Below are 22,479 nucleotides of genomic sequence, written 5' to 3'. Positions count from 1 at the left end.
CCGCCAATCGGTATCGCCAGCGGGCCGGGCACCACACGACGAAGGGTGACAGGCATGCGGTACAAGGTCACGTTCGCGGTCGGGCTGGCCCTCGGGTACGTGCTCGGGACCCGGGCCGGACGCGAGCGGTATGAACAGTTGAAGAAGTCCGCGCGCGAGTTCGCGCAGAACCCCGCGGTCCGCAACGCCGCCGAGAGCGCTGGTCAGAGCGGCCGGGAGTTCGCGGGCAAGGCTTTCGCCGCGGTGAGCGACAAGGTGGGCGACGCGGTGCCGGACGCCCTCGCCGGGCGGGTACGGGGCCTGCGGGCACGGGTCGGCGGCGGTGGTGCCGGCGAGGACGACTGGGGCACCAGCAACACCTGACCGGACCGGACCCGGACCGGACCGGAGCGAGGGCCCCCGCGCGGGGCCCTCGCCCGGTACCGTGCGCGGGCTCCCGCTGGAGGCACCGGCCCGGTCCCGCGCACGCCGGGCGGTCGAGCCCGTCCCCGCGTGCGGCAGAATCCTCCGTATGGGGATAGTCGCCGGGCTGGACAGCTCTTCCACGTTCACACGCATCGTCGTCTGTGACACCGAGACGGGCGCCGTGCTGCGCCAGGGGTACGCCCCTCATCCGCAGCCCACCGGCGAGGCGGTGCCGCACGAGACCGATCCGCAGGCCTGGCTGCTCTCGCTCGGCGAGGCCGCCGGCGGCGGGCTCCTCGAAGGGGTGCAGGCCATCGGCGTGTCCGCGCAGCAGCACGGGCTGCTGCCGCTGGACGCACAGGGCAACCTCGTCCGTCCCGCCCTGATCGGCAACGACAAGCGCGGCCAGGTCGCCGCCGCCGAGCTGATCGAGTCCTTCGGCGGCCGCCAGGCCTGGGCCGAGGCCGTCGGCTCCGTCCCCCATGCGGCGCAGCCCGTCGCGAAGCTCGCCTGGCTGGCCCGGACCGAGCCCGAGGCTGCCCGGCGGGTGGCCGTGCTGATGTCCCCGCACGACTGGCTGGTGTGGCAGCTGCTGGGCCGCCCGGCCCGGCGGACCACCGACCGCGGCGGCGCCTCCGGCACCGGCTACTGGTCGGCGGCCACCGGCGCCTACCGCCCCGACCTCGTCGAGCTCGCGCTGGGGCACCGGGCGCTGCTGCCCGAGGTGCTCGGCCCGGCCGAAGCCGCCGGGACCACGCCCGAGGGGCTGCTGATCTCCGCCGGCACCGGCGAGACCATGGCGGCCGCGCTCGGGCTGGGCATGGGACCCGGCGACGCCGTGGTCTCGCTGGGCGCGTCCGGATCGGTGATGGCGGTGCACCACGAGGCGCTGTCGGAGCCGGGCGGGCTGATCACCTCCCTCGCCGACGCCGCCGGGCTGCACCTGCCGGTGGTGAACACGCTGAACGCCGTACGGGCCCTGCGCGGCACCGCCGAACTGCTGGGCACCGATCTGGAGGGGCTGAGCGAGCTCGCGCTGAAGTCGACACCGGGCGCGCACGGACTCGTACTCCTGCCGTACCTGGAGGGTGAGCGGACGCCGAACCTGCCGCACGCCGCCGGGACCCTGTCGGGGCTGCGCCGGGACTCCATGAAGCCGGAGCACCTCGCGCGGGCCGCCTTCGAGGGCATGCTGTGCGGGCTGGTGGACGCGCTCGACGTGCTGCGCAGCCGCGGCGTGGAGATCCGCCGGGTGTTCCTGCTCGGCGCCGCCGCCGAGCTGCCGGCCGTACAGGCCTTCGCGCCGGGGCTGTTCGGTACGCAGGTCCTCGTACCGGCGCCGGCGGACTACGCGGCCCTGGGCGCGGCCCGGCAGGCCGCGTGGGCGCTCGGCCTGGCGCAGGGCGGCGCGGCCTCGAACACCCCGCCGGTGTGGCCGGCGCCCGCGGCGCAGCTGTTCGAGCCGGATGAGGAGTACCCCGCCTGGCAGGGCGTGCGCCAGCAGTACATCGCGACCCGGGACCAGATCCACCCGGGGGCCTTCTAGATCCCCGGCGTTCCCGGGCCCGGCGCCGGAGTCAGCCCAGCTGCGCCTTCACGTGCTCGATCACCCGCTGGAACTCCTCGGTCGGCGAGAAGTCGAGGTACTCGGTGTCCTCCAGGGCCACCGGAGCGTGTCCCGGCGACCAGTAGCAGGCCTCCCCGGCGGAGTAGACCTCGTCGCCGTCCTTCGTGTGCATCTGGAGCTTGCCCTTGAGCACGTAGGCGAAGTGCGGGCACGTGCACAGGTCGTCCGGCAGCCCCTTGAACGCCGGGGTCATGTCCACACCCTTGGCGAAGCGTCCGAACGCGACGGTGAAGCCCCCGCCGATCTCCTGCAGGCGCAGCTCGGCACCGTTGCCCTCGAGGGCGATGGGCGTCTGCTCCCGTGTGGTTCCCGTCATGGTTCCTCCACGGCCGTTCCGTCCCGAGAGTTCCCCCGTCTTCCATGCTCCTCCCGGAGCCCCCGGTCGGCGCGGCCGGCGGGGGCCGGGGACCAGGGCTCGCGGGGGAGGGCGCGTACTCCTTTTGACCGGGCTTTGCGAAAACCGGTGGGGTTCGGGCCGCCGGTTGGCCGAAGATGGAGCGAACCCCCTCGATCATGCCGACCGGAGCCTGCGCGTGCTCATACGACTTCTGCGGACCCACCTGGGTACGTACCGGAAACCGATCGCCGTGCTGGTCCTGCTGCAACTGCTGCAGACCAGCGCGAGCCTCTACCTGCCCACGCTGAACGCCGACATCATTGACAACGGTGTCGTGAACGGCGACACCGGCTACATCCTGCGCTTCGGCGCGCTGATGCTCGGCGTCTCGCTGGTCCAGCTCGTCTGCAACGTCGGCGCCGTCTACTACGGGGCCCGCACCGCCGCGGCCTTCGGCCGGGACGTCCGGGCCGACGTCTTCGACCGCGTGCAGAGCTTCTCCGCGCGGGAGCTCGGCCAGTTCGGCGCCCCGTCGCTGATCACCCGTACGACGAACGACGTGCAGCAGATCCAGATGCTCGTGCTGATGACCTTCACCCTTATGGTCTCCGCGCCGATCATGTGCGTCGGCGGCATCTTCATGGCGCTCTCGCTGGACGTGAAGCTGTCGGGCGTCCTGCTCGCCGTGGTCCCGATCCTCGGCCTGTCCGTCGGCGCGATCGTGCTGAAGACCCGCCCGCTGTTCCGTGCGATGCAGGCCCGGCTGGACACGGTCAACCGGGTCCTGCGCGAGCAGATCACCGGCAACCGGGTGATCCGCGCCTTCATCCGCGACGACTACGAGAAGGAACGCTTCCGTGAGGCCAACGCCGACCTCACCGGCGTCTCGCTGGCGGCCGGCAAGCTGCTGGCGCTGATGTTCCCGACCGTGATCGTGGTCGTGAACATCTCCAGCGTCGCCGTCGTCTGGTTCGGCGCGATGCGCATCGACGCCGGCGGGATGGAGATCGGCCAGCTGACGGCCTTCCTCGCCTACCTGATGCAGATCGTCATGTCCGTGATGATGGCCACCTTCATGTTCATGATGGTGCCGCGCGCCGAGGTCTGCGCCGAGCGCGTCCAGGAGGTCCTGGACACCGCCTCCAGCGTGGTCCCGCCCGCCGACCCGGTCCGCGAGCTGCACCAGCGCGGCCGCCTGGAACTGCGCGGCGCCGACTTCCGCTACCCGGGTGCCGAAGCCCCGGTGCTGCGCGGGGTCGACCTGGTGGCCCGACCCGGCGAGACCACCGCGGTGATCGGCTCCACCGGCAGCGGCAAGTCGACGCTGCTGGGGCTGATCCCCCGGCTGTTCGACGCGACCGGCGGCGACGTGCTCGTCGACGGCGAGGACGTACGGCGCCTCGACCCGGACCTGCTCGCCAGGACCGTCGGCATGGTGCCGCAGAAGCCGTACCTCTTCTCCGGGACGGTCGCCAGCAACCTGCGCTACGGGCGCCCCGACGCCACCGACGAGGAGCTCTGGCACGCCCTGGAGGTCGCGCAGGCCAAGGGCTTCGTGTCCGAGCTGGAGGGCGGGCTCGACGCGCCCGTCACCCAGGGCGGCACCAACGTCTCCGGCGGCCAGCGCCAGCGGCTCGCGATCGCGCGCACGCTCGTGCAACGCCCGGAGATCTACCTGTTCGACGACTCCTTCTCGGCCCTGGACTACGCCACGGACGCGGCGCTGCGCTCCGCGCTCGCCCGCGAGACGGAGGAGGCGACCGTGGTCATCGTCGCGCAGCGGGTCTCCACGATCCGCGACGCGGACCGGATCATCGTGCTCGACGAGGGGCAGGTGGTGGGCGAGGGGCGCCACCACGAGCTGATGGCCGGCAATGAGACCTACCGGGAGATCGTGCTCTCCCAGCTGACGGAAGCGGAGGCGGCGTGAGCGGGCCCGGAGGACGGATGATGACGGGACCGCCGACCACGCGGTCCATGGACTTCAAGGGCTCGGGCAAGCGGCTGCTGGCCGCGCTGGCGCGCGACCGGGCCAAGCTGTGGGGCATGGTCCTCGCGGTCGTCGGCAGCGTCGCCGCGTCGGTGACCGGACCGAAGATCCTCGGTGAGGCCACCGACCTGGTCTTCGCGGGGATCGTCGGCCGGGACATGGATCCGGGCCTCACCAAGCAGCAGGCGCTGGACCAGATGCGCGCCAAGGGGCAGGGCGGGATGGCGGACATGCTGTCCGGCACCGACTTCACCCCGGGCAAGAGCATCGACTTCGGCGCGGTCGGGACGGTGGCGCTGTGGGCGCTGGCCGTCTTCACGGTCGCCGGTCTGCTGATGCTGGTCGCCACCCGGCTGTCGAACCACATCATGAACGGCACCGTGTACCGGATGCGCGAGGAGCTCCAGGCGAAGCTGTCGCGGCTGCCGCTGTCGTACTTCGACCAGCAGAAGCGCGGCGAGGTGCTCAGCCGGGCCACGAACGACATCGACAACATCGGGCAGACGATCCAGCAGACGATGGGGCAGCTGCTCAACTCGATCCTGACGATCATCGGCGTGCTGGCGATGATGTTCTGGATCTCGCCGCTGCTGGCGCTGGTCGCCCTGGTGACCATCCCGGTGTCCGCGTACGTGGCCGCGAAGATCGGCAAGAAGTCGCAGCCGCAGTTCGTGGCGCAGTGGAAGTCCACCGGCGCCCTGAACGCGCACGTCGAGGAGATGTACTCGGGCCACACGCTGGTCAAGGTCTTCGGCCGGCAGAAGGAGTCCGCGGACCTGTTCGCCGAGCAGAACGAGGCGCTGTACCGGGCCTCCTTCAAGGCGCAGCTGGTCAGCGGGATCATGCAGCCGGTGATGCTGTTCATCTCGAACATCAACTACGTGCTCGTCGCGGTGGTCGGCGGTCTGCGGGTGGCCTCGGGCACCCTGTCGATCGGTGACGTCCAGGCCTTCATCCAGTACACGCGCCAGTTCTCGATGCCGCTCACGCAGGTCGCCTCCATGGCGAACCTGGTGCAGTCCGGCGTCGCCTCCGCGGAGCGGGTCTACGAGCTGCTGGACGCGCCGGAGCAGGAGCGTGACGCGGACGTTCCGGAGCGCCCGGAGACCCTGCGCGGCCAGGTCACCTTCGACAAGGTCGCCTTCCGCTACGAACCGGACAAGCCGCTGATCGAGAACCTCTCGCTGAGCGTGGACCCCGGGCAGACGGTCGCGATCGTCGGCCCGACCGGCGCCGGCAAGACCACGCTGGTCAACCTGCTGATGCGGTTCTACGAGGTCACGGGCGGGGAGATCGCCCTCGACGGGACGGACATCGCGAAGATGACCCGCGAGGAACTGCGCGGCGGCATCGGCATGGTGCTCCAGGACACCTGGCTGTTCGGCGGCACCATCGCGGAGAACATCGCCTACGGCGCCACCCGCGAGGTCACGCGCGCCGAGGTCGAGGAGGCCGCGCGGGCCGCCCACGCCGACCGGTTCATCCGTACCCTGCCCGAGGGCTACGACACGGTGCTGGACGACGAGGGCGCCGGCGTCAGCGCGGGCGAGAAGCAACTCATCACCATCGCGCGGGCGTTCCTGTCCGACCCGGTGATCCTGGTGCTCGACGAGGCGACGAGCTCGGTGGACACCCGTACCGAGGTGCTGATCCAGAAGGCGATGGCGCGCCTCGCGCACGGCCGTACGTCCTTCGTGATCGCGCACCGGCTGTCCACGATCCGCGACGCGGACCTGATCCTGGTGATGGAGAGCGGCTCGATCGTGGAACAGGGCACGCACGAGGAGCTGCTGCTCTCGGGCGGCGCGTACGCGCGGCTGTACGCGGCGCAGTTCGCGCAGGCGGTGGCCGAGGTCGACTAGTCGACCAGGGCCGTACCGGTGCGGCCGTGCGGCCGCGCCGTACCCGTGCGGCCGTACGGGAGGGGCGCCCTTCGGGGCGCCCCCTTTTCCGTCGGTCCGCACGCGCGTCAGTCCAGGTAGCCGCGCAGCTGGTCCGCGAAGGCGTGGTCGCGCAGTTTGTTGAGGGTCTTGGACTCGATCTGCCGGATCCGCTCACGGGTCACCCCGAAGATCCGCCCGATCTCCTCCAGGGTGCGCGGCCGCCCGTCGGCGAGGCCGTAGCGGAGCTGGACGACTTTGCGCTCCCGCTCCCCGAGGGTGGAGAGCACCGCTTCCAGGTGCTCGCGGAGCAGGAAGAACGCGGCCGATTCGACCGGTGAGGCGGCGTCGCCGTCCTCGATGAGGTCGCCGAGCGCGACGTCGTCCTCCTCGCCCACCGGCGCGTGCAGCGAGATCGGTTCCTGCGCGAGGCGCAGCACCTCCAGGACCCGCTCGGGGGTCAACTCCAGGTGGACGGCGACCTCTTCGGCGGTGGGTTCGTAGCCCCGCTCCTGGAGCATGCGGCGCTGGACGCGTACGACGCGGTTGATCAGTTCGACCACGTGGACGGGGACCCGGATGGTGCGGGCCTGGTCGGCCAGGGCCCGGGACATGGCCTGGCGGATCCACCAGGTGGCGTAGGTGGAGAACTTGTAGCCGCGGGCGTAGTCGAACTTCTCGACGGCGCGGATCAGTCCGAGGTTCCCCTCCTGCACCAGGTCGAGCATGGTGAGTCCGCGGCCGACGTAGCGCTTGGCCACGGAGACGACGAGCCGCAGGTTCGACTCGATGAGGCGGCGTTTGGCCATGCGGCCCATGACGACGAGCTTGTCGAGGTCGAGCGTGAGCTGCAGATCGAGCGCGGCTCCGCTGCCGAGCTTCTCCTCCGCGAACAGGCCCGCTTCCACGCGCCGCGCGAGTTCGACCTCCTCGACGGCGGTGAGCAGCGGGATCCTGCCTATCTCGCGCAGGTACTGCCGGAAGAGGTCGGCGGACGGTCCCGCTCCGCCGGAGCCTTCCGCCGGGCGCTTGCGCGGCGTGGGCACCTTCTCCAGCAGCTCCGGACCCTCCGGCTCCTCGGCCTCTTCGGCCTCCTCCTCGTGCATGGCGTCGGCTTCCGCCTCCGGCTCGGGCTCTTCGGCCGCGGGCGCTCCGGCGGGCGGGCTGACGGTGACGGTCAAGCTCTGGGTCTGCACGGGGGCGACCTCCACAGGGCTCCGAGGACGGGTGCACCGCACCTCAGTGTGGGGTACGACACATCGCTGCCACGAGGGGCGTGCGACCACTTTCTGGGTCCGGTGCGTGACCCATGGTTACCCCCGGACCGGAACCCCGATGCGGATCGGACGCATGTACGGGGAGAGCGGGCTCCCCGGCTCCGACGGGTGGCGGAGCCGGACGGGTGCGATGCTGAACAGCACGATCACCGGTCCAGCCCCCTGGAGGTGTCCGTGCCGCACTCGAACCCGCCTCCTGGGTGGCATCCGCGGGACAGCCACCCGCCGGCCGGGCCCCTGAGGCCCCCGCCCGCTCCCCCGAAGCGACGCAGGACCGCGCTGATCCTGGTCGTCGGACTGCTCGCCGCACTGATCGTGACGGCCCTGACCAGTCTGCTGCTCACCACCGTCAATCCGGGCGGCACCGGTACGAAGGACCGGGACGGGGAGACTTCCCCGGCCGCGACACCGGTCACCGTGGCGTCCCGGTCGCAGGCGTCCCGGTCGCAGGCGCCTCCGTCCCGGGTCCCCACCTCCCGGGGGCCCGAGACCTCTCGGGTGCCCGAGCCGCGGACCGAACCCGACCGCGGGCCCGTCCACGACGTGGAGATCGACTCGTGCGTGGTGGACCCCACCACGCGCTGGCCTTCCGCGCGGCTGACCATCACCAACAGCGGCGAGCGGACCAGCACGTACATCGCCAGCGTCGAGTTCCTCGGCCCCACCGGGACCCGGCTGGCGGAAGGCGCGGGCATCAGCAACGGCCTGGCTCCCGGGCAGCGGGCGGAAGTGGAGGCCGTAGCTCTCGCCCAGCTGACGGTGGACGAGGTCACGTGCAAGGTGATCAAGGTGGACCGGATCGCGCCCTGAGGCGGGCCGATGCCTAGGCGGGCTCCACCCGGACCGCGCAGACCTTGAACTCCGGCATCCGGGAGACCGGGTCCAGCGCGGGGTTGGTCAGGGTGTTGGCACGGCCCTCGCCCGGCCAGTGGAAGGGCATGAAGACGGTGTCCGCGCGGATGGTGTCCGTGATGCGGGCCGGGGCCACCGCGCGGCCGCGGCGTGAGGTGACCGCGAGGGGGGCTCCGTCGACCGCGCCGATGCGGGCGGCGAGGCGGGGGTGGAGTTCCACGAAGGGGCCGGGGGCGGCTTCGTTGAGCTCGTCCACCCGGCGGGTCTGCGCGCCCGACTGGTACTGGGCGACCACCCGGCCGGTGGTGAGGAGCAGCGGGTACTCGGCGTCCGGTACCTCGGCGGCGTCGCGGTGGGTGACGGCCACGAAGCGGGCGCGGCCGTCCTCGGTGGCGAAGCGGTCCAGGAAGAGGCGCGGGGTGCCGGGGTGGGGCTCGGCGGCGGAGCCGGGCTCCGCCGACCGCGTCGAAGAGGGGCAGGGCCAGAAGACGCCCTGTTCCGCCGCGATGCGGGCGTAGGTGATGCCCGAGTAGTCCGCCGGGCCGCCCGCCGAGGCGCGGCGCAGCTCCTCGAAGACCTCCTCGGCGTCGGTCGGGAAGGCCTTCGGCATGCCCAGCCGGGCGGCCAGGCCGTGCAGGACCTCCAGGTCCGAGCGGACACCCGGCGGCGGGGTCAGGGCCCGGCGCCGGAGCAGGACGCGGCCCTCCAGGTTGGTGGTGGTGCCGGTCTCCTCCGCCCACTGGGTGACCGGGAGGACCACGTCGGCCAGGGCCGCCGTCTCGGACAGGACCACGTCGGCGACGGCCAGGAAGTCCAGGGAGCGGATGCGCTCCTCCACGTGGGCGGCGCGGGGGGCCGAGACCACCGGGTTGGAGCCCATCAGGAGGAGGGCCTTGACGTCGGAGCCGAGTGCGTCGAGGAGTTCGTACGCGCTGCGGCCCGGGCCGGGGAGGGTGTCGGGGTCGACGCCCCAGACGCCGGCGACGTGGGCGCGCGCCGCGGGGTCGGTCAGCTTGCGGTAGCCGGGGAGCTGGTCGGCCTTCTGGCCGTGCTCGCGGCCGCCCTGGCCGTTGCCCTGGCCGGTGAGGCAGCCGTAGCCGGAGAGCGGGCGGCCGGCCCGGCCGGTGGCGAGGCAGAGGTTGATCCAGGCTCCGACGGTGTCGGTGCCCTTGGACTGCTGTTCGGGGCCGCGTGCGGTGAGCACCATCGCGGAGGCGGGGGCGCAGAACATCGCCACCGCCTCGCGGAGCTTCGGCACGGGCACGCCCGTGATGCGCTCCACCAGCTCCGGCCAGTGCACCATCGCACCGGCCCGGGCCTCCTCCCAGCCCGTGGTGCGCTCGGCGATGAACTCCTCGTCGGTGTGCCCGCCCGCCACCACGAGGTGCAGCAGGCCGAGCGCCAGCGCCAGGTCCGTGCCGGGGCGGGGGGCCAGGTGCAGGTCGGCCTGTTCGGCGGTGCGCGTGCGGCGCGGGTCCACCACGATCAGCGTGCCGCCGTTCTCGCGGAGTTCCCGGAAGAAGCGCAGGGCGGGCGGCATGGTGTCGGCGGGGTTGGAACCGACGAGGATGACGCAGCCGGTCCGGGGGATGTCCTCCAGCGGGAAGGGCAGCCCCCGGTCGAGCCCGAAGGCCCGCTGGTGCGCGGCGGCGGCCGAAGACATGCAGAACCGGCCGTTGTAGTCGATCTGCGAGGTCCCCAGCGCGATGCGGGCGAACTTCCCGAGGGCGTACGCCTTCTCGTTGGTCAGCCCGCCTCCGCCGAACACCCCGACCGCGTCGGCCCCGTACGACCGCCGCGTGCGGGCGAGGCCCTCGGCGACGGCGTCGAGGGCCTCCTCCCAGGTGGCCGGCTCCAGCCGCCCGGCGTGGGTGCGGACGAGCGGCTCGGTGAGGCGCACCCGGGAGGAGAGCACGGCGGGGGCGGTGCGGCCCTTGCCGCACAGCGCGCCCCGGTTCACGGGAAAGTCCGCCCGCTCCTCCACGACCACGCCGCCCGCCCCGCCCGGTTCGGGGCGGAGGTTCATCCCGCACTGCAGCGCGCAGTACGGGCAGTGCGTGGCGGTGGCAGCGGTGGCGGCGTCCGGCGTGTGCATGGAGCCCAGCGTGCGTCGGCGGTGTTACGCGGGCCGCCGCCTCCCGTTACATCTCCGCGTGCTCCGCCTCAGCGCGCCCCGGGGGCTCCGGTGAGGCCCCGCGCACCGGGGGGCGGCGAGGATCTCGACGTACACGATCCGGCCGTCGAGGACGTCGAGGACGTCGACGGCGTCGAGGACGAGCACGCCCCGCCCGGGAGCCCGGCTCACTGCCCCGTCAGGTACTTCACCGTGAGGCCGGCCGTCCATCCGCCGTCGACCGCGAGCTCGGCGCCCGTCACGTAGCCCGCGGCGTCCGAGAGGAGGAAGGCGACGGCGGCGGCGATCTCCTCGGGAAGGCCGACGCGGCCGAGGGGGGCGCCGGGGTAGTTGCCCTCGCCCGCCTGGATGCCGATCGGGGCCGTCATCGGGGTGAGCGTCATGCCGGGGTGCACGGAGTTGACCCGGATCCGGGATTCCGCGAGCTCCACCGCGCCGATCTTCGACAGTCCGCGCACGCCCCACTTGGAGGCTCCGTACCCGGCGGTCAGGGCGAGTCCGGTGAGGCCGGCCGCGGAGGAGATGTTGACGATGGAGCCGCCGCCGTTCTCCCGCATCAGCGGGATCGCGGCCTTGATGCCGATGAAGACGCCGACCAGGTTGATCTCGACGACCTTGCGGAAGTGCTCGACGCTCTCGTGCTCCAGGAACTGGCCGGCGGAGATGCCGGCGTTGTTGACCAGCCCGTCGATGCGGCCGAACTCGGCGAGGGCGAAGGCGAGGGCCGCGTCCCAGTCGGCTTCGCTGGTGACGTCGTGGCGCAGGAAGCGCGCCGCGTCGCCGAGCTCGGCCGCCGTCTCGGCGCCCTCGGCCTCCAGGACGTCGGTGATCAGCACCTTGCCGCCGCCGTCGACGACGGCCTGCGCGGCCGCCGCGCCGAGGCCGCGGGCCCCACCGGTGATCACGACGACCTTGCCGCTCAGATCCACAACAGCCACGGTTCCACACCCCTGACGCATGAGACAGATCGGTATATGACTAATCGGCATACACCGATCGCGGCGTCAGTCTGCCAGAGAGGCCAGCGCCCGGGACACCCCCTCCTCCTTCGGACCCAGGAACCGCGGCTCCGGCTCGAACACCGCGTCCAGCGCCGCCTTGCCCGCCGCGAAGACCTCGCGGGCCCCGCCGTAGTACCAGGTCGCGTCGTGCACGTCGGACACCCCGACCCCGTACGAGTCCACGCCCGCGGCCCGGCACAGCGCGACGGCCCGGCGGATGTGGAAGCCCTGGCTGATCAGTACCGCCCGGTGCACGCCGAAGACCTCCCGGGCCCGGACGCAGGAGTCCCACGAGTCGAAGCCGGCGTAGTCGCTGACGACCCGGGAGTCGGGCACCCCGCGGCCCGTCAGGTACGCGCGCATCGCGTCGGGCTCGTCGTAGTCGGTCCGGCTGTTGTCACCGGTGACCAGGACGACCTTGACCTTGCCCGCGCGGTAGAGCTCGACGGCGGCGTCGAGGCGCCGCGCGAGGTACGGGGTGGGCCGGCCGTTCCACAGCCCGGCGCCGAAGACCACGGCCACCTCGGCGGCGGGCGCGTCGGCGGTGGTCCGCAGCCGGGGCCCGGCGGACGCGTGCGTCCACGCCGAGGGCAGCAGGGCCAGCACGCAGACCGCCATCACCACCCGCACCGCCCGCCGCCGGGCCCGTACGGTACGCGGCGGCCGGATGCGCACGGCCTTCAGCCGGTCTCGTACCGCCGCCGGCAGACCTCGTACCGCTGCGCGCCTCAATGCGATCCCCCCGTGCTCCTGTTGCCGGCTCCGCTGTCGGCAGTTCCGCTGCTCGCGGTCCTGTCGTCTACGGACGCGTGTACGGTCCCGGCGGTTTCCCGGCCGGCTCCCACGGTCGCCACCGTGCCCCACCGAGCCACCCGACCGACCGAGCCACCCGACCCCTACCGACCCGGCTCGCGGCGGCCGCGGTCGGCGGCCGATCGGCCGCACGGGAAGCACCCCCGCCCCACCACCGCCGGCCACCCCGCTGTGAGCAGGTGGAAAACACCCGTCACGCCCGCGCAACGCACCGGCAACCTGCCGCGCGCAGGATCGGTTCATGACGGAGCCGGCGCACCCTCCCGAGTCCCTTCCCCTCCCCCCGCCCCCGCTGCTCCCGCCCCTCCCGCCGTTTCCGCCGCTTCCGCCGCTTCCGCCCGCGACCACGGCGGAGCTGCTGACCCGGATCACCTCCCAGCTCGGTACGCAGCTCAGCGGTCTGCGCCCCCGACACCACGCAGGAGTCCCGCCATGCAGCAGCCCGCCCTCGTCGCCGTGGCCCACGGCAGCCGCGATCCGCGCGCCCTCCACACCGTCGAAGCCCTGCTCGAGCGGGTCCGTGAGCTCCGCCCCCGCCTCGACGTCCGGCTCGGTCACATCGAGCTGAACCACCCGCTGCTGGACCACACCCTCGAACGGGCCGCCGGAGCCGCCGTCCTGGTGCCGCTGCTGCTCGGCCGCGGCACCCACGTCAAGCGGGACCTGCCGGCCGCCGCCGCCCGCGCCGGGCACCTGCGGACCCGCGTCGCCGCCCCGCTCGGCCCGCATCCGCTGCTCGTCGAGGCTCTGTACGACCGGCTCGTGGAGGCCGGCTGGAGCGCCGGGTCGGCGGTGGTGCTGGCCGCCGCCGGGTCCCGCGACCCCGACTCCGCCACCGATGTGCGGGCCACCGCCGGCCTCCTCTCGGAACGGCTCGGCGGGGTGCCCGTGGTGGCGGCCTACGCCTCGGGCGCCGGGCCCGGAGTGCCCGGCGCCGTACGGGCCCTGGCCGCGCGGGGGCTCCACCGGGTCGCGGTCGCCTCCTACTTCACCGCCCCGGGCCGCTTCGCCGCCGCGAGCGCCGCCGCCGCGCCGGGTCCGGCCGCCGCCCCGCTGGGCGCCCATCCGGCGCTGGCCCGGCTGGTGCTCCAGCGCTACGACGAAGCCGCGGCCGCGCTCGCGGTGCCCGTAGGACCGGGCCGGCCGCTCGAACTGGCCACCGCGTAACGGGCTTGTTGTTCCCCCTTGCTCGGTTCGCTGCCCTTGACCCGCCTCGTCGGCTCGTGCGGTTACCGTTTGGGCCATGGAAGGCATGGAAGGCACCACCGCACCTGTCCGACCCGACCTCGGCCTGTCCGGCGAGCCGGCCGGATACGATCCCGCCGATACCGAGCGCTGGGACACCGAGCCCGACAAACGTCCCGGGCGGACCGCCTTCCAGCGCGACCGCGCCCGCGTGCTGCACTCCGGCGCCCTGCGCCGGCTCGCCGGGAAGACCCAGGTGGTGACCCCGGGGTCGCGTTCGTACGACTGGGACGCGAGTCCTCGTACACGGCTGACGCACTCCCTCGAATGCGCCCAGGTCGGCCGCGAGCTCGGCGCCGCGCTCGGGTGCGATCCCGATCTGGTCGAAGCCGCCTGCCTGTCCCACGACATGGGGCACCCGCCCTTCGGCCACAACGGCGAGGAGGCGCTCAACGAGTTCGCCAAGGACTGCGGCGGCTTCGAGGGCAACGCCCAGTCGCTGCGCCTGCTGACCCGGCTGGAGCCCAAGCGGTTCGTCCCCGATCCGCAGACCGGCACCCTGGTCAGCGTCGGGCTCAACCTCACCCGGGCCTGCCTGGACGCCGCCACCAAGTACCCCTGGGCGCGCGGGGACCACCCCACCGACCCGGGCTCGGTGAAGTTCGGCGCCTACGACGACGACCTGCCGGTCTTCGCATGGCTGCGCCGCGGCGCGCCCGCGGACCGCAAGTGCTTCGAGGCGCAGGTCATGGACTGGTCGGACGACGTGGCGTACTCCGTCCACGACTTCGAGGACGGCCTGCACGCCGGCCACCTCGACCCGAACCTGCTCTTCGCCGAGCCCGAGCGCACCGAGATCTGGCGGGTGGCGATCGGCCGGTACGTGCCCTCCGACACCGAGCCGGAGGAGCTCCGCGAGGCCCTGGACCGGCTGATGGAGCAGGAGTGGTGGCCGCACGGTTACGACGGCTCGGCCCTGGCCCAGGCCCGGCTGAAGGACGCGACCAGCCAGTTGATCGGCCGCTTCTGCCTGGCCGCCGAGGGCGCCACCCGGCAGGCGTACGGGACCGGCCGGCTGACCCGGTACGCGGCGGAGCTGGTGGTGCCGCGCGAGGCCCGCAACGAGTGCGCGGTGCTGAAGGCGGTGGCGGACCTGTACGTCATGCAGCGCGACGAGCAGGAGCGGATCCGCGCCGATCAGCGCATCGTCCTGGCGGAGCTCGCGGAGGCCGTCAGCGCCCGCGCGCCCGAGGGTCTGGACCCGCAGTTCCGTGCGATCTTCGACGAGGCCCCGGACGACCGGGCCAGGAAGCGGGCGGTCGTGGACCAGATCGCGGCCCTCACGGACGCCTCCGCGCGCTCCCTGCACGCCCGCCTCACCCAGCGCACGCGACGCGCCGAAGGGTGAGCCGATCGGGCCACTCCCCCTTCACGCGGCAGGCTCGGTGCGGGACGCTCGCATGTGGCCGCATGTGGCGCAGAGGTTATGAGGAGGCATCAGGTGGTCGACGCACACCGGACGTTCGTCATCGTCGGCGCAGGACTCGCCGGGGCTAAGGCGGCCGAGACGCTGAGGTCCGAGGGGTTCACCGGGCGGGTGATCCTGATCGGCGACGAGCGCGAGCATCCCTACGAGCGGCCCCCGCTCTCCAAGGGCTACCTGGCGGGCAAGGAGGAGCGCGAGAGCGTCTTCGTGCACGAGCCGTCCTGGTACGCGGCCTCCGACATCGAGCTGCACCTCGGCCAGCCCGCGGTCCAGCTCGACCGGGAAGCCAAGAAGGTGGTACTCGGCGACGGCACGGCGCTGCCCTACGACAAGCTGCTGCTCGCCACCGGCGCCGAACCGCGCCGGCTCGACATCCCGGGCACCGAGCTGGTCGGGGTGCACCACCTGCGCCGGCTCTCGCACGCGGAGCGGCTGCGCAAGGCCCTCGCCGGGCTGGGCCGGGACAACGGGCACCTGCTGATCGCGGGGGCCGGCTGGATCGGCCTGGAGGTCGCGGCGGCGGCCCGCGGGTACGGGGCCGAGGTCACCGTGATCGAGCCGGCGCCGACCCCGCTGCACGCGGTGCTCGGCCCGGAGGTCGGCCGGCTCTTCGCCGACCTGCACACCGAGCACGGGGTCCGCTTCCACTTCGGGTCCCACCTGACGGAGATCGTCGGGCACGACGGCATGGTGCTGGCGGCCCGTACGGACGACGGGGAGGAGCACCCGGCGCACGCGGTCCTCGCGGCGATCGGGGCCGCCCCGCGGACCGCCCTGGCGGAGACCTCGGGTCTGGCCCTGGTGGACCGCGAGCACGGGGGCGGGATCGCCGTGGACGCCTCGCTGCGCACCTCCGACCCGGACGTCTTCGCGGTCGGTGACGTGGCGGCCGCCCACCACCCGGTGCTGGGGACCCGGCTGCGGGTGGAGCACTGGGCGAACGCGCTGAACGGGGGTCCGGCCGCCGCTCGGGCGATGCTGGGGCAGGAGGTCTCGTACGACCGGGTTCCGTACTTCTTCTCCGACCAGTACGACGTGGGCCTGGAGTACTCGGGGTACGCCCCGGCGGGCGGCTACGACCAGGTGCTGATCCGCGGGGACGCCGCCAAGCGGGAGTTCGTCGCCTTCTGGCTCTCGGACGGCCGGGTCCTGGCCGGGATGAACGTGAACGTGTGGGACGTCACGGAGGACATCCAGGCCCTGATCAGGTCGAAGGCGCCCGTGGACCGCGAGAAGCTGGCGGATCCGTCCATTCCGATTTCGGCCCTGGTTCCGGCCGAGGGGGCCTGACGGGATTGTCTCCGCCCGGCCGTAGACTTCACGCGTGGCAGGACGGATCAACGACGACGACGTGAAGGCGGTACGGGACGCGGTCCCGATCGACGCCGTGGTCTCGGAGTACCTCCAGCTGCGCAACGCGGGCGGCGGCAACCTCAAGGGCCTCTGCCCCTTCCATGACGAGAAGTCCCCGTCCTTCCAGGTCAGCCCCAGCAAGGGCTTCTACCACTGCTTCGGCTGCCAGGCGGGCGGGGACACCCTCGATTTCGTCATGAAGATCGACCACCTCTCCTTCTCGGAGGCGGTCGAGCGGCTCGCCGGCCTGGCCGGCATCACCCTGCGCTACGAAGAGGGCGGCTACACCGCCGGCAGCAGCGGGCGCGGCGAGCGCATCCGGCTCGTCGAGGCGCACAAGGCCGCGGCCGAGTTCTACACGGACCAGCTCGGCAGCGCCGAAGGGGAGATCGGCCGCAAGTTCCTGGCCGAGCGCGGCTTCGACCAGGCCGCCGCCCAGCACTTCAGCGTCGGCTACAGCCCGGCCGGCTGGGACCACCTGACCCGTTTCCTGCGCGGCAAGGGCTTCAGCGACAAGGAACTGATCACCTCGGGCCTGGCCCAGGACAGCCGCAGCGGAAAGCCCATCGACCGCTTCCGCGGACGGCTGATGTGGCCCATCCGCGACATCAGCGGCGAGGTCGTCGGCTTCGGCGCGCGCAAGCTGCGCGACGACGACAACGGCCCCAAGTACCTGAACACGCCCGAGACGGCGATCTACAAGAAGTCCCAGGTGCTGTACGGCATCGACCTGGCCAAGAAGGAGATCGCCAAGACCTCCCGGGCCGTCGTGGTCGAGGGCTACACCGACGTCATGGCCTGCCACCTGGCCGGGGTCACCACCGCGATCGCCACCTGCGGCACCGCCTTCGGCGGCGACCACATCAAGATCCTGCGCCGGCTGCTCATGGACAATGCGACCGCCGAGGTGATCTTCACCTTCGACGGGGACGCGGCCGGGCAGAAGGCCGCGCTGCGGGCCTTCGAGGACGACCAGAAGTTCGCCGCGGAGACCTCCATCACCATCGCCCCGGGCGGCATGGACCCCTGCGACCTGCGCCTGGCCCAGGGCGACGCGGCCGTATCGGGTCTGGTCGAGGCCCGCACCCCGCTGTTCGAGTTCGCGCTGAAGCACATCGTGGCCCGGCACAACCTGGAGAACCCGGCGGGGCGGGCGGCCGCGCTGGAGGAAGCCGCCCCGATCATCAAGAAGATCAAGAACGTCGCCATCCAGCACGAGTCGGCGGTCCAGCTGGCGGGCATGCTGGGCATGCGGGACGAGCAGTTCGTGGTCAAGCGGATCGCCCAGCTCGACCGCTGGGCCCGGGAGCGCGGCAACCAGCCCCAGCAGCAGCGCCGGGGCCAGTCCGGGAACTCCGGCCACTCGTACGGGGACATCCCCGCGCCGGCCGCCACTCCGAGCGGCCCCGCGCTGAACCTGCGCAGCCCCGCCCACATCACCGAGCGCGAGCTGCTCAAGCTGGCGCTCCAGCGCCCCGCCCTGGTCTCCCCGGCCTTCGACGCGTACGGGATGGACGAGTTCACCGCCCCGCCCTACGCGGCCGTGCGCCAGGCCATCGTGGACGCCGGCGGCGCTTCGCTCGCAACCGAGGACTATGTGAACCGGGTCCGGGACGCCGCGCCGAACGACACCGTCCGCGCGCTGGTCACCGAGCTCGTCGTCGAGGCCATCCACGCGAAGAACGTGGACGAGGTCTACGCCGGGGTCCAGCTGGTCCAGGTCAGGCTCCGCGCGGTCGACCGCCGGATCCACGAGATCCAGGGCACCCTGGCCCGCCTCGGCCACCAGGACGCACCGGAGCAGCTCGCGGCGGTCCAGGAAGAGCTGTGGATCCTCCAGCAGTACGGCCAACGCCTGCGCAACCGCGGCGCGGAAGGCCTGTAACCCGCCGGACGGCCTAGCCGCGGCGCAGCCAGTCGCCGCCCGGGATGCGGGCGCCGGAGCGGGCCAGGTGGCGGGCCACGGGTGGGGCCGCCAGGTAGACCCAGGCGCGGACCGGGGTGCCGTCGGGGCGCAGGGCCTCGCGGGCGGTGCGGTCGTAGATGTTGGCGGGGTGACCGGGGCCCGCGTACTCCTCCAGCAGGTCGAGCGCCACGAGGAGTTCCCCGTACGCGCCGGGGGCCGGGGTGATCAGTTCTCCGGCTATGGCGGAGCCGGGGCGGTCCACGGCGTACGGGTAGCCGGGGCCCTCGTACAGCGCCGCGTCCGGGAGGCGGGCGGGCTCCTCGGCGGCCGTGCGGCCGCGCAGGAACAGGTCGTGGTTGACCTCTCCGGGGCGCAGGGTCCCGTAGACGAAGAACGGGAGCTCCTCCGCCAGCAGGACCTGCGGAACCGTTCCTTCGCCGTGGCCTTCCGGCCGATCGGCCGATGTCATGCGGGTCTCCCTCGATTCGGACCGAGCTGCTCGCCGGACTCCCCCCGGCCGCGGGACGGGCCGAAGGTCCCGACTTCGGCCGCGGGAGCCCGCCTACGCACCGCTGTTACACAACCGCCCGGTCTCCGTGACCGGCGCCGTCTACCGTCAGTCTGCCTCCCCACGCCCCGGCCTCCCCCACCACCCGACGGTTCCGCCTTCCATGAATCGACCGACTCTCCGCAGCCTCGCCGCAGCCGCCCTGCTCTGCCTCGGCCTCGGCGGCTGCGCCGCACCCGGGGGCCTCGGGCACGGCGAGGTCGCGCCGCCCGTGTCCTCCCAGCCCCGGCCGAGGCCGCTGTGGCCCTCGTGGACCGGGTCCCCGAGCTCCAGCGGTACGGCGGTGGCCGGCCGGGTACCGCCGCCGCAGCCGCTCACCGACGCCCCGGCCGTGGGGCCGGAGGGGATCGAGAAGGTCGACGTGATGGCCGTGCTCCGTGCGGACAAGGCGATGAAGCGCTTCGGCGACGGGAAGAGGATCGAGGGTCCGGGCAAGGCCGGGCTCCGTCCGGCCCGGTTCGCGGACCTGACGGGCGACGGGAACTTCGAGCTGATCGTCGCCGCCGACAGCCAGACCGGGCGTTCGGTGCTGAGCGTCTACACCGCGGCCGGCGAGAAGATCGTTCCGATCCTGTTCACCAGCGGCCGCCGGATGAGCGCCGACATCGTCGGCACCGACCTCCTGGTCCGCACCACCGACGACGACGGTTCCGCCCACGACATCCGCTACCACTGGGACGGCCGGCGGATGAGCGTCCTCAGCGACGAGCACAAGTTCGGCAACGCCATCTCCGGCCCGGGATCCGGCGAGTGCCCGGCGGCCCCGCGGCCGACCGGATCCGAAGCACCCGCCCCCACGAACCGGGCGGGCCGGTGAAGCGCACCCTGCTCCGCTGCCGCCGCCTCCTGCACTCGCTCGGCCTGCGGTGGAAGATCGCCGTCCTGCTCGCCGTCGGCTGCTCGCTCGTCGCGCTCACCATCGGCGTCCTGATCCACGAGGCCCGCGCGAACCAGGTGGCCGACGCGGCGCGCAAGAGCGCCCTCGCACAGCTCGTCCGGGTGCGGCAGGTGTACGAGCTCACGGGCCAGTTGGACTTCGACAAGGTCGGGGAGGCCGACGCGCGCCTCGACTGCCCGAGCCTGCCGGAACCGCTGCGGCAGGCCGCCCTCTCCGGTCAGCGCACCACCTACCTCGACTTGGACGGCCCCCGCCCGGCCGTGTGGGCCGCCCGGCCGGTCGGCGGTGACCAAGTGCTCTCCGTACGCCAGCCGCTGGCCGCCGAACAGGCGGAACTGGAGGAACTCGACCATCAGCTGGTGGCCTTCGGGGTCGTCGTCGTCACCCTCGCCGCGATCGGCGGAGCGGCACTGGCCAGTCGGCTGAGCAAGGACCTGCGGTCCGCCGCCGAGACGGCCCGGAGGATCAGTACGGGCGAACTGGACGCGCGGATAGGCCCGTCGGGCGTACCGGGGACGCGGAACGAGGTGGCCCAGCTGTCCGCGGCGGTCGACACGATGGCGGCGAGCCTGCAGCGGCGGCTGGTGGCGGAGCAGCGGTTCACGGCGGACGTGGCGCACGAGCTGCGGACCCCGTTGACGGGTCTGCACACCGCCGCCGAACTGCTTCCTCCGGGGCGGCCCACGGAGCTGGTGCGCGACCGGGTCGCGGCGCTGTGCAGCCTGACGGAGGACCTCCTGGAGGTGGCCCGGCTGGACGGGGACCGCGAGGTGGCCCAACTGGACGTCCACCCCCTGGGGCCGCTGGTGGAAGCGGTCACCCGGCGTTCGGGGGTGGAGGCGCAGGTCCTGGGCGCCGCCGAGGGCACGGCCCGGGTCCGCACGGACGTCCGGCGGCTGGAGCGGATCCTGGCGAACCTGCTGGTCAACGCCCGCAGGCACGGCGGGGACCCGATCACCGTGACGGTGTCCGGGAACACGGTCACCGTCCGCGACCACGGCCCGGGCTTCCCGCAGACCCTGCTACGGGACGGCCCGCAGCGGTTCCTGACGGGCGCGACCGAACGCGGCCAGGGCACGGGCCTGGGCCTGACCATCGCCCTGGGCCAGGCCCAGGTCATCGGCGCCCGGGTCACCCTCGCCAACCCCGTCCCCACCGGCGCCGCGGCCACCCTCACCCTCCCCCCCGGCCTGACGCCTTCCGGCGGGGAGAGGCTCCGCTCAGCGCCGACCCGCACCCGCGAGGCCCCCGTCACCCGGACGGGGTGGGGCCCCGCAAATGCCCCCGCACCCCGCCCCACCTGCGACAACACTCCCGTCACCCCACCACCCGGCACCAATCTGACACCACATCAGCAGGCGGCGGCCCCCACACCCGGGTTACCTCGGAAACACGACCCCGTGTCCACAGGAGACCTCCCATGCGACGACGCACCGCCCACGTGCTCACCGCCACCGCGCTGACCGCCGCCGCGTTCACCGGCCCGGTGGCCGGCGCGGTCGCCGCCGCGGACCTGGGCATGACGGGCTTCGGCATGACGGGCTTCGCGGCCGGCGACTTCGCGCCGCTGGAGGTCTGGCCCAAGTCCGCCGCCCCCGGCACCACCGTCACGGTGAACACCAAGGCCTGCGGCCCCGGCAGTCACGCCGAGGGCGACGCCACCACCGTCGGAGGCGGCCGCTTCAAACTGGTCCCGGGCACCCACAAGGAGGTGGTCGTGGGACAGTTCCAGGTCGCTCACGCAACCCGCCCCGGCACCCACGCGATCGGCGCCACCTGCGCGAACGGCAAGTTCGCCACCGGCGACCTGATCGTCACCGAGCACGACCGCGCCCCCCAGGGCCACGTGCGCACCGGGGTGGGCGGTGGCACGACCACCACCACCGACCCCGCCAAGATCGCGGCGGGAGCGGCAGTGCTGGCCGCAACCGCCGTCGGCGGTACCTGGTTCCTGCGTCGCCGGGCGAGCGGCACGCGGAACTGACGGACGCCCACCGCGGCTCGGTCCGCGGTCCGACCGGTACCGTCCCCCGTCGCCCGCCCCGCGAGGTCCCCCCCGTTCGCGGGGCCGGGCGACGGTCAGCCACCACGTCACCACGTCACCAAGCCGAGGGGGCCGCATGGAGGCACGCCGCGCCCGCGGTGGCGGGCTCGTCGCACTCGCCACCTGCATCGGCGTCTGGCTCGTCGGCAGCGGCTCCGGCGAGCCCGTCGGGCCTCCCCTGCCCTCCCCCGGCGAGGCGCTGAGCGCCCAGGCGCAGTTCCCCGGGGCCATCGCCGCACTCCCCGGTTCTCCGCCCGCCCGGATCCGTATCCCGTCCATCCGGGTGGACGCCCCGCTCACCGGACTGGGACTCCAGGCCGACGGCAGTCTCGAAGTGCCGCCGCCGGCCCGCCGGGACCTGGCGGGCTGGTACCGCGAGGGCACCACCCCGGGCGCCACCGGCACCGCCGTCGTCGCCGGGCACGTGGACGACGCCACCGGGCCCGCGGTCTTCTACCACCTCGGCGCGCTGCGCCGGGGCGCCCTGATCGAGATCGCCCGCGCCGACGGACGTACGGCCGTGTTCACCGTCCACGCCGTGGAGGTCTACGACGCCGAGGCCTTCCCCGACTCCCGCGTGTACGGGTCGTCACCGCGGTCCGAGCTCCGCGTCATCACCTGCGGCGGGGGCTTCTCCCCGCGCACCGGCTACCAGGGCAACGTGGTCGTCTTCGCCCACCTGACGGGCACGTACTGAACGGACACGTGTGAGTCGGGCACGTG

18 protein-coding genes and 1 pseudogene are annotated in these 22,479 nt (G+C 73.2%); 13 read left to right on the top strand and 6 right to left on the bottom strand.

All coding sequences use genetic code 11. The features are described 5' to 3' along the window. The first annotated feature begins 54 nt into the window (after positions 1–54). Complete coding sequence (locus tag AC6CKD_RS13845) at positions 55–363, top strand: YtxH domain-containing protein (RefSeq protein WP_478688469.1); 309 nt, start codon at positions 55–57, stop codon at positions 361–363. A 148-nt stretch (positions 364–511) separates the two neighbouring features. Next, the gene (locus AC6CKD_RS13840; RefSeq protein ID WP_498327478.1) at positions 512–1,951 is read left to right on the top strand and encodes an FGGY family carbohydrate kinase; all 1,440 of its coding nucleotides are present in this window, start codon (positions 512–514) and stop codon (positions 1,949–1,951) included. 31 nt (positions 1,952–1,982) lie between these two features. Here the strand turns inward: AC6CKD_RS13840 and AC6CKD_RS13835 are convergent, their stop codons facing one another. After that, positions 1,983–2,348: a cupin domain-containing protein gene (locus tag AC6CKD_RS13835; RefSeq protein ID WP_498327476.1), complete on the bottom strand. Its 366-nt coding sequence runs from the start codon at positions 2,346–2,348 to the stop codon at positions 1,983–1,985. A 217-nt stretch (positions 2,349–2,565) separates the two neighbouring features. Here AC6CKD_RS13835 and AC6CKD_RS13830 point away from each other — a divergent pair, with 217 nt between their 5' ends. Both AC6CKD_RS13830 and AC6CKD_RS13825 read left to right on the top strand, forming a co-directional pair. Continuing rightward, positions 2,566–4,299: an ABC transporter ATP-binding protein gene (locus AC6CKD_RS13830; protein WP_498327474.1), complete on the top strand. Its 1,734-nt coding sequence runs from the start codon at positions 2,566–2,568 to the stop codon at positions 4,297–4,299. After that, positions 4,296–6,221, top strand: coding sequence for an ABC transporter ATP-binding protein (locus AC6CKD_RS13825; RefSeq protein WP_498327473.1), 1,926 nt, complete (start codon positions 4,296–4,298; stop codon positions 6,219–6,221). The genes AC6CKD_RS13830 and AC6CKD_RS13825 overlap by 4 nt, the downstream gene beginning before the upstream one ends. A gap of 107 nt (positions 6,222–6,328) precedes the next feature. On the opposite strand, the gene AC6CKD_RS13820 is transcribed toward AC6CKD_RS13825, so the two are convergent. Next, the gene (locus AC6CKD_RS13820) at positions 6,329–7,477 is read right to left on the bottom strand and encodes an RNA polymerase sigma factor (protein WP_498327472.1); all 1,149 of its coding nucleotides are present in this window, start codon (positions 7,475–7,477) and stop codon (positions 6,329–6,331) included. Positions 7,478–7,690: 213 nt separating this feature from the next. Between AC6CKD_RS13820 and AC6CKD_RS13815 the strand changes: the two genes are divergently transcribed. Continuing rightward, entirely contained in the window at positions 7,691–8,326 is a 636-nt protein-coding gene (locus AC6CKD_RS13815) for a hypothetical protein (protein ID WP_498327470.1), read from the top strand. A 13-nt stretch (positions 8,327–8,339) separates the two neighbouring features. Here the strand turns inward: AC6CKD_RS13815 and AC6CKD_RS13810 are convergent, their stop codons facing one another. The 3 genes from AC6CKD_RS13810 to AC6CKD_RS13800 form a co-directional block, all read right to left on the bottom strand. Then, complete coding sequence (locus AC6CKD_RS13810) at positions 8,340–10,463, bottom strand: molybdopterin oxidoreductase family protein (protein WP_498327469.1); 2,124 nt, start codon at positions 10,461–10,463, stop codon at positions 8,340–8,342. Positions 10,464–10,669: 206 nt separating this feature from the next. Further along, positions 10,670–11,461: a glucose 1-dehydrogenase gene (locus AC6CKD_RS13805; protein WP_498327468.1), complete on the bottom strand. Its 792-nt coding sequence runs from the start codon at positions 11,459–11,461 to the stop codon at positions 10,670–10,672. A 45-nt stretch (positions 11,462–11,506) separates the two neighbouring features. Further along, complete coding sequence (locus AC6CKD_RS13800; RefSeq protein ID WP_498327584.1) at positions 11,507–12,121, bottom strand: SanA/YdcF family protein; 615 nt, start codon at positions 12,119–12,121, stop codon at positions 11,507–11,509. Between the two features lie 436 nt (positions 12,122–12,557). On the opposite strand from AC6CKD_RS13800, the pseudogene AC6CKD_RS13795 reads away from it, so the two are divergent. The 4 genes and pseudogenes from AC6CKD_RS13795 to dnaG all read left to right on the top strand — a co-directional run bounded on the left by AC6CKD_RS13795 (position 12,558) and on the right by dnaG (position 18,225). After that, a pseudogene (locus AC6CKD_RS13795) lies at positions 12,558–13,483 on the top strand (sirohydrochlorin chelatase). Between the two features lie 76 nt (positions 13,484–13,559). Next, positions 13,560–14,909 (top strand): deoxyguanosinetriphosphate triphosphohydrolase, encoded by a 1,350-nt coding sequence (locus tag AC6CKD_RS13790; RefSeq protein WP_498327466.1) that lies wholly within the window; start codon positions 13,560–13,562, stop codon positions 14,907–14,909. Positions 14,910–15,002: 93 nt separating this feature from the next. After that, on the top strand, positions 15,003–16,277 hold the full coding sequence (locus AC6CKD_RS13785) for an NAD(P)/FAD-dependent oxidoreductase (RefSeq protein WP_498327465.1): 1,275 nt from the start codon (positions 15,003–15,005) through the stop codon (positions 16,275–16,277). A 34-nt stretch (positions 16,278–16,311) separates the two neighbouring features. Continuing rightward, positions 16,312–18,225: a DNA primase gene (gene dnaG, locus AC6CKD_RS13780; RefSeq protein WP_498327463.1), complete on the top strand. Its 1,914-nt coding sequence runs from the start codon at positions 16,312–16,314 to the stop codon at positions 18,223–18,225. A 13-nt stretch (positions 18,226–18,238) separates the two neighbouring features. Here the strand turns inward: dnaG and AC6CKD_RS13775 are convergent, their stop codons facing one another. Beyond that, positions 18,239–18,715: a gamma-glutamylcyclotransferase family protein gene (locus AC6CKD_RS13775; protein ID WP_498327462.1), complete on the bottom strand. Its 477-nt coding sequence runs from the start codon at positions 18,713–18,715 to the stop codon at positions 18,239–18,241. 202 nt (positions 18,716–18,917) lie between these two features. Between AC6CKD_RS13775 and AC6CKD_RS13770 the strand changes: the two genes are divergently transcribed. The 4 genes from AC6CKD_RS13770 (at position 18,918) to AC6CKD_RS13755 (ending at position 22,453) form a co-directional block, all read left to right on the top strand. Then, positions 18,918–19,631, top strand: a complete 714-nt coding sequence (locus tag AC6CKD_RS13770; protein ID WP_498327461.1) for a hypothetical protein — start codon at positions 18,918–18,920, stop codon at positions 19,629–19,631. Beyond that, entirely contained in the window at positions 19,628–21,175 is a 1,548-nt protein-coding gene (locus AC6CKD_RS13765; protein WP_498327460.1) for an ATP-binding protein, read from the top strand. The genes AC6CKD_RS13770 and AC6CKD_RS13765 overlap by 4 nt, the downstream gene beginning before the upstream one ends. Continuing rightward, on the top strand, positions 21,133–21,696 hold the full coding sequence (locus AC6CKD_RS13760) for a GVDTG sorting domain-containing protein (protein ID WP_498327459.1): 564 nt from the start codon (positions 21,133–21,135) through the stop codon (positions 21,694–21,696). Before AC6CKD_RS13765 ends, AC6CKD_RS13760 begins: the two co-directional genes overlap by 43 nt. 136 nt (positions 21,697–21,832) lie before the next feature. Next, the gene (locus AC6CKD_RS13755; protein ID WP_498327458.1) at positions 21,833–22,453 is read left to right on the top strand and encodes a class F sortase; all 621 of its coding nucleotides are present in this window, start codon (positions 21,833–21,835) and stop codon (positions 22,451–22,453) included. The last annotated feature ends 26 nt before the right edge of the window (positions 22,454–22,479 follow it).

It is taken from the genome of Streptomyces sp. GQ60, from assembly GCF_059758875.1.
Note: the sequence above shows the minus strand (reverse complement) of the source record. Positions and strands in the feature narration are given on the sequence as shown.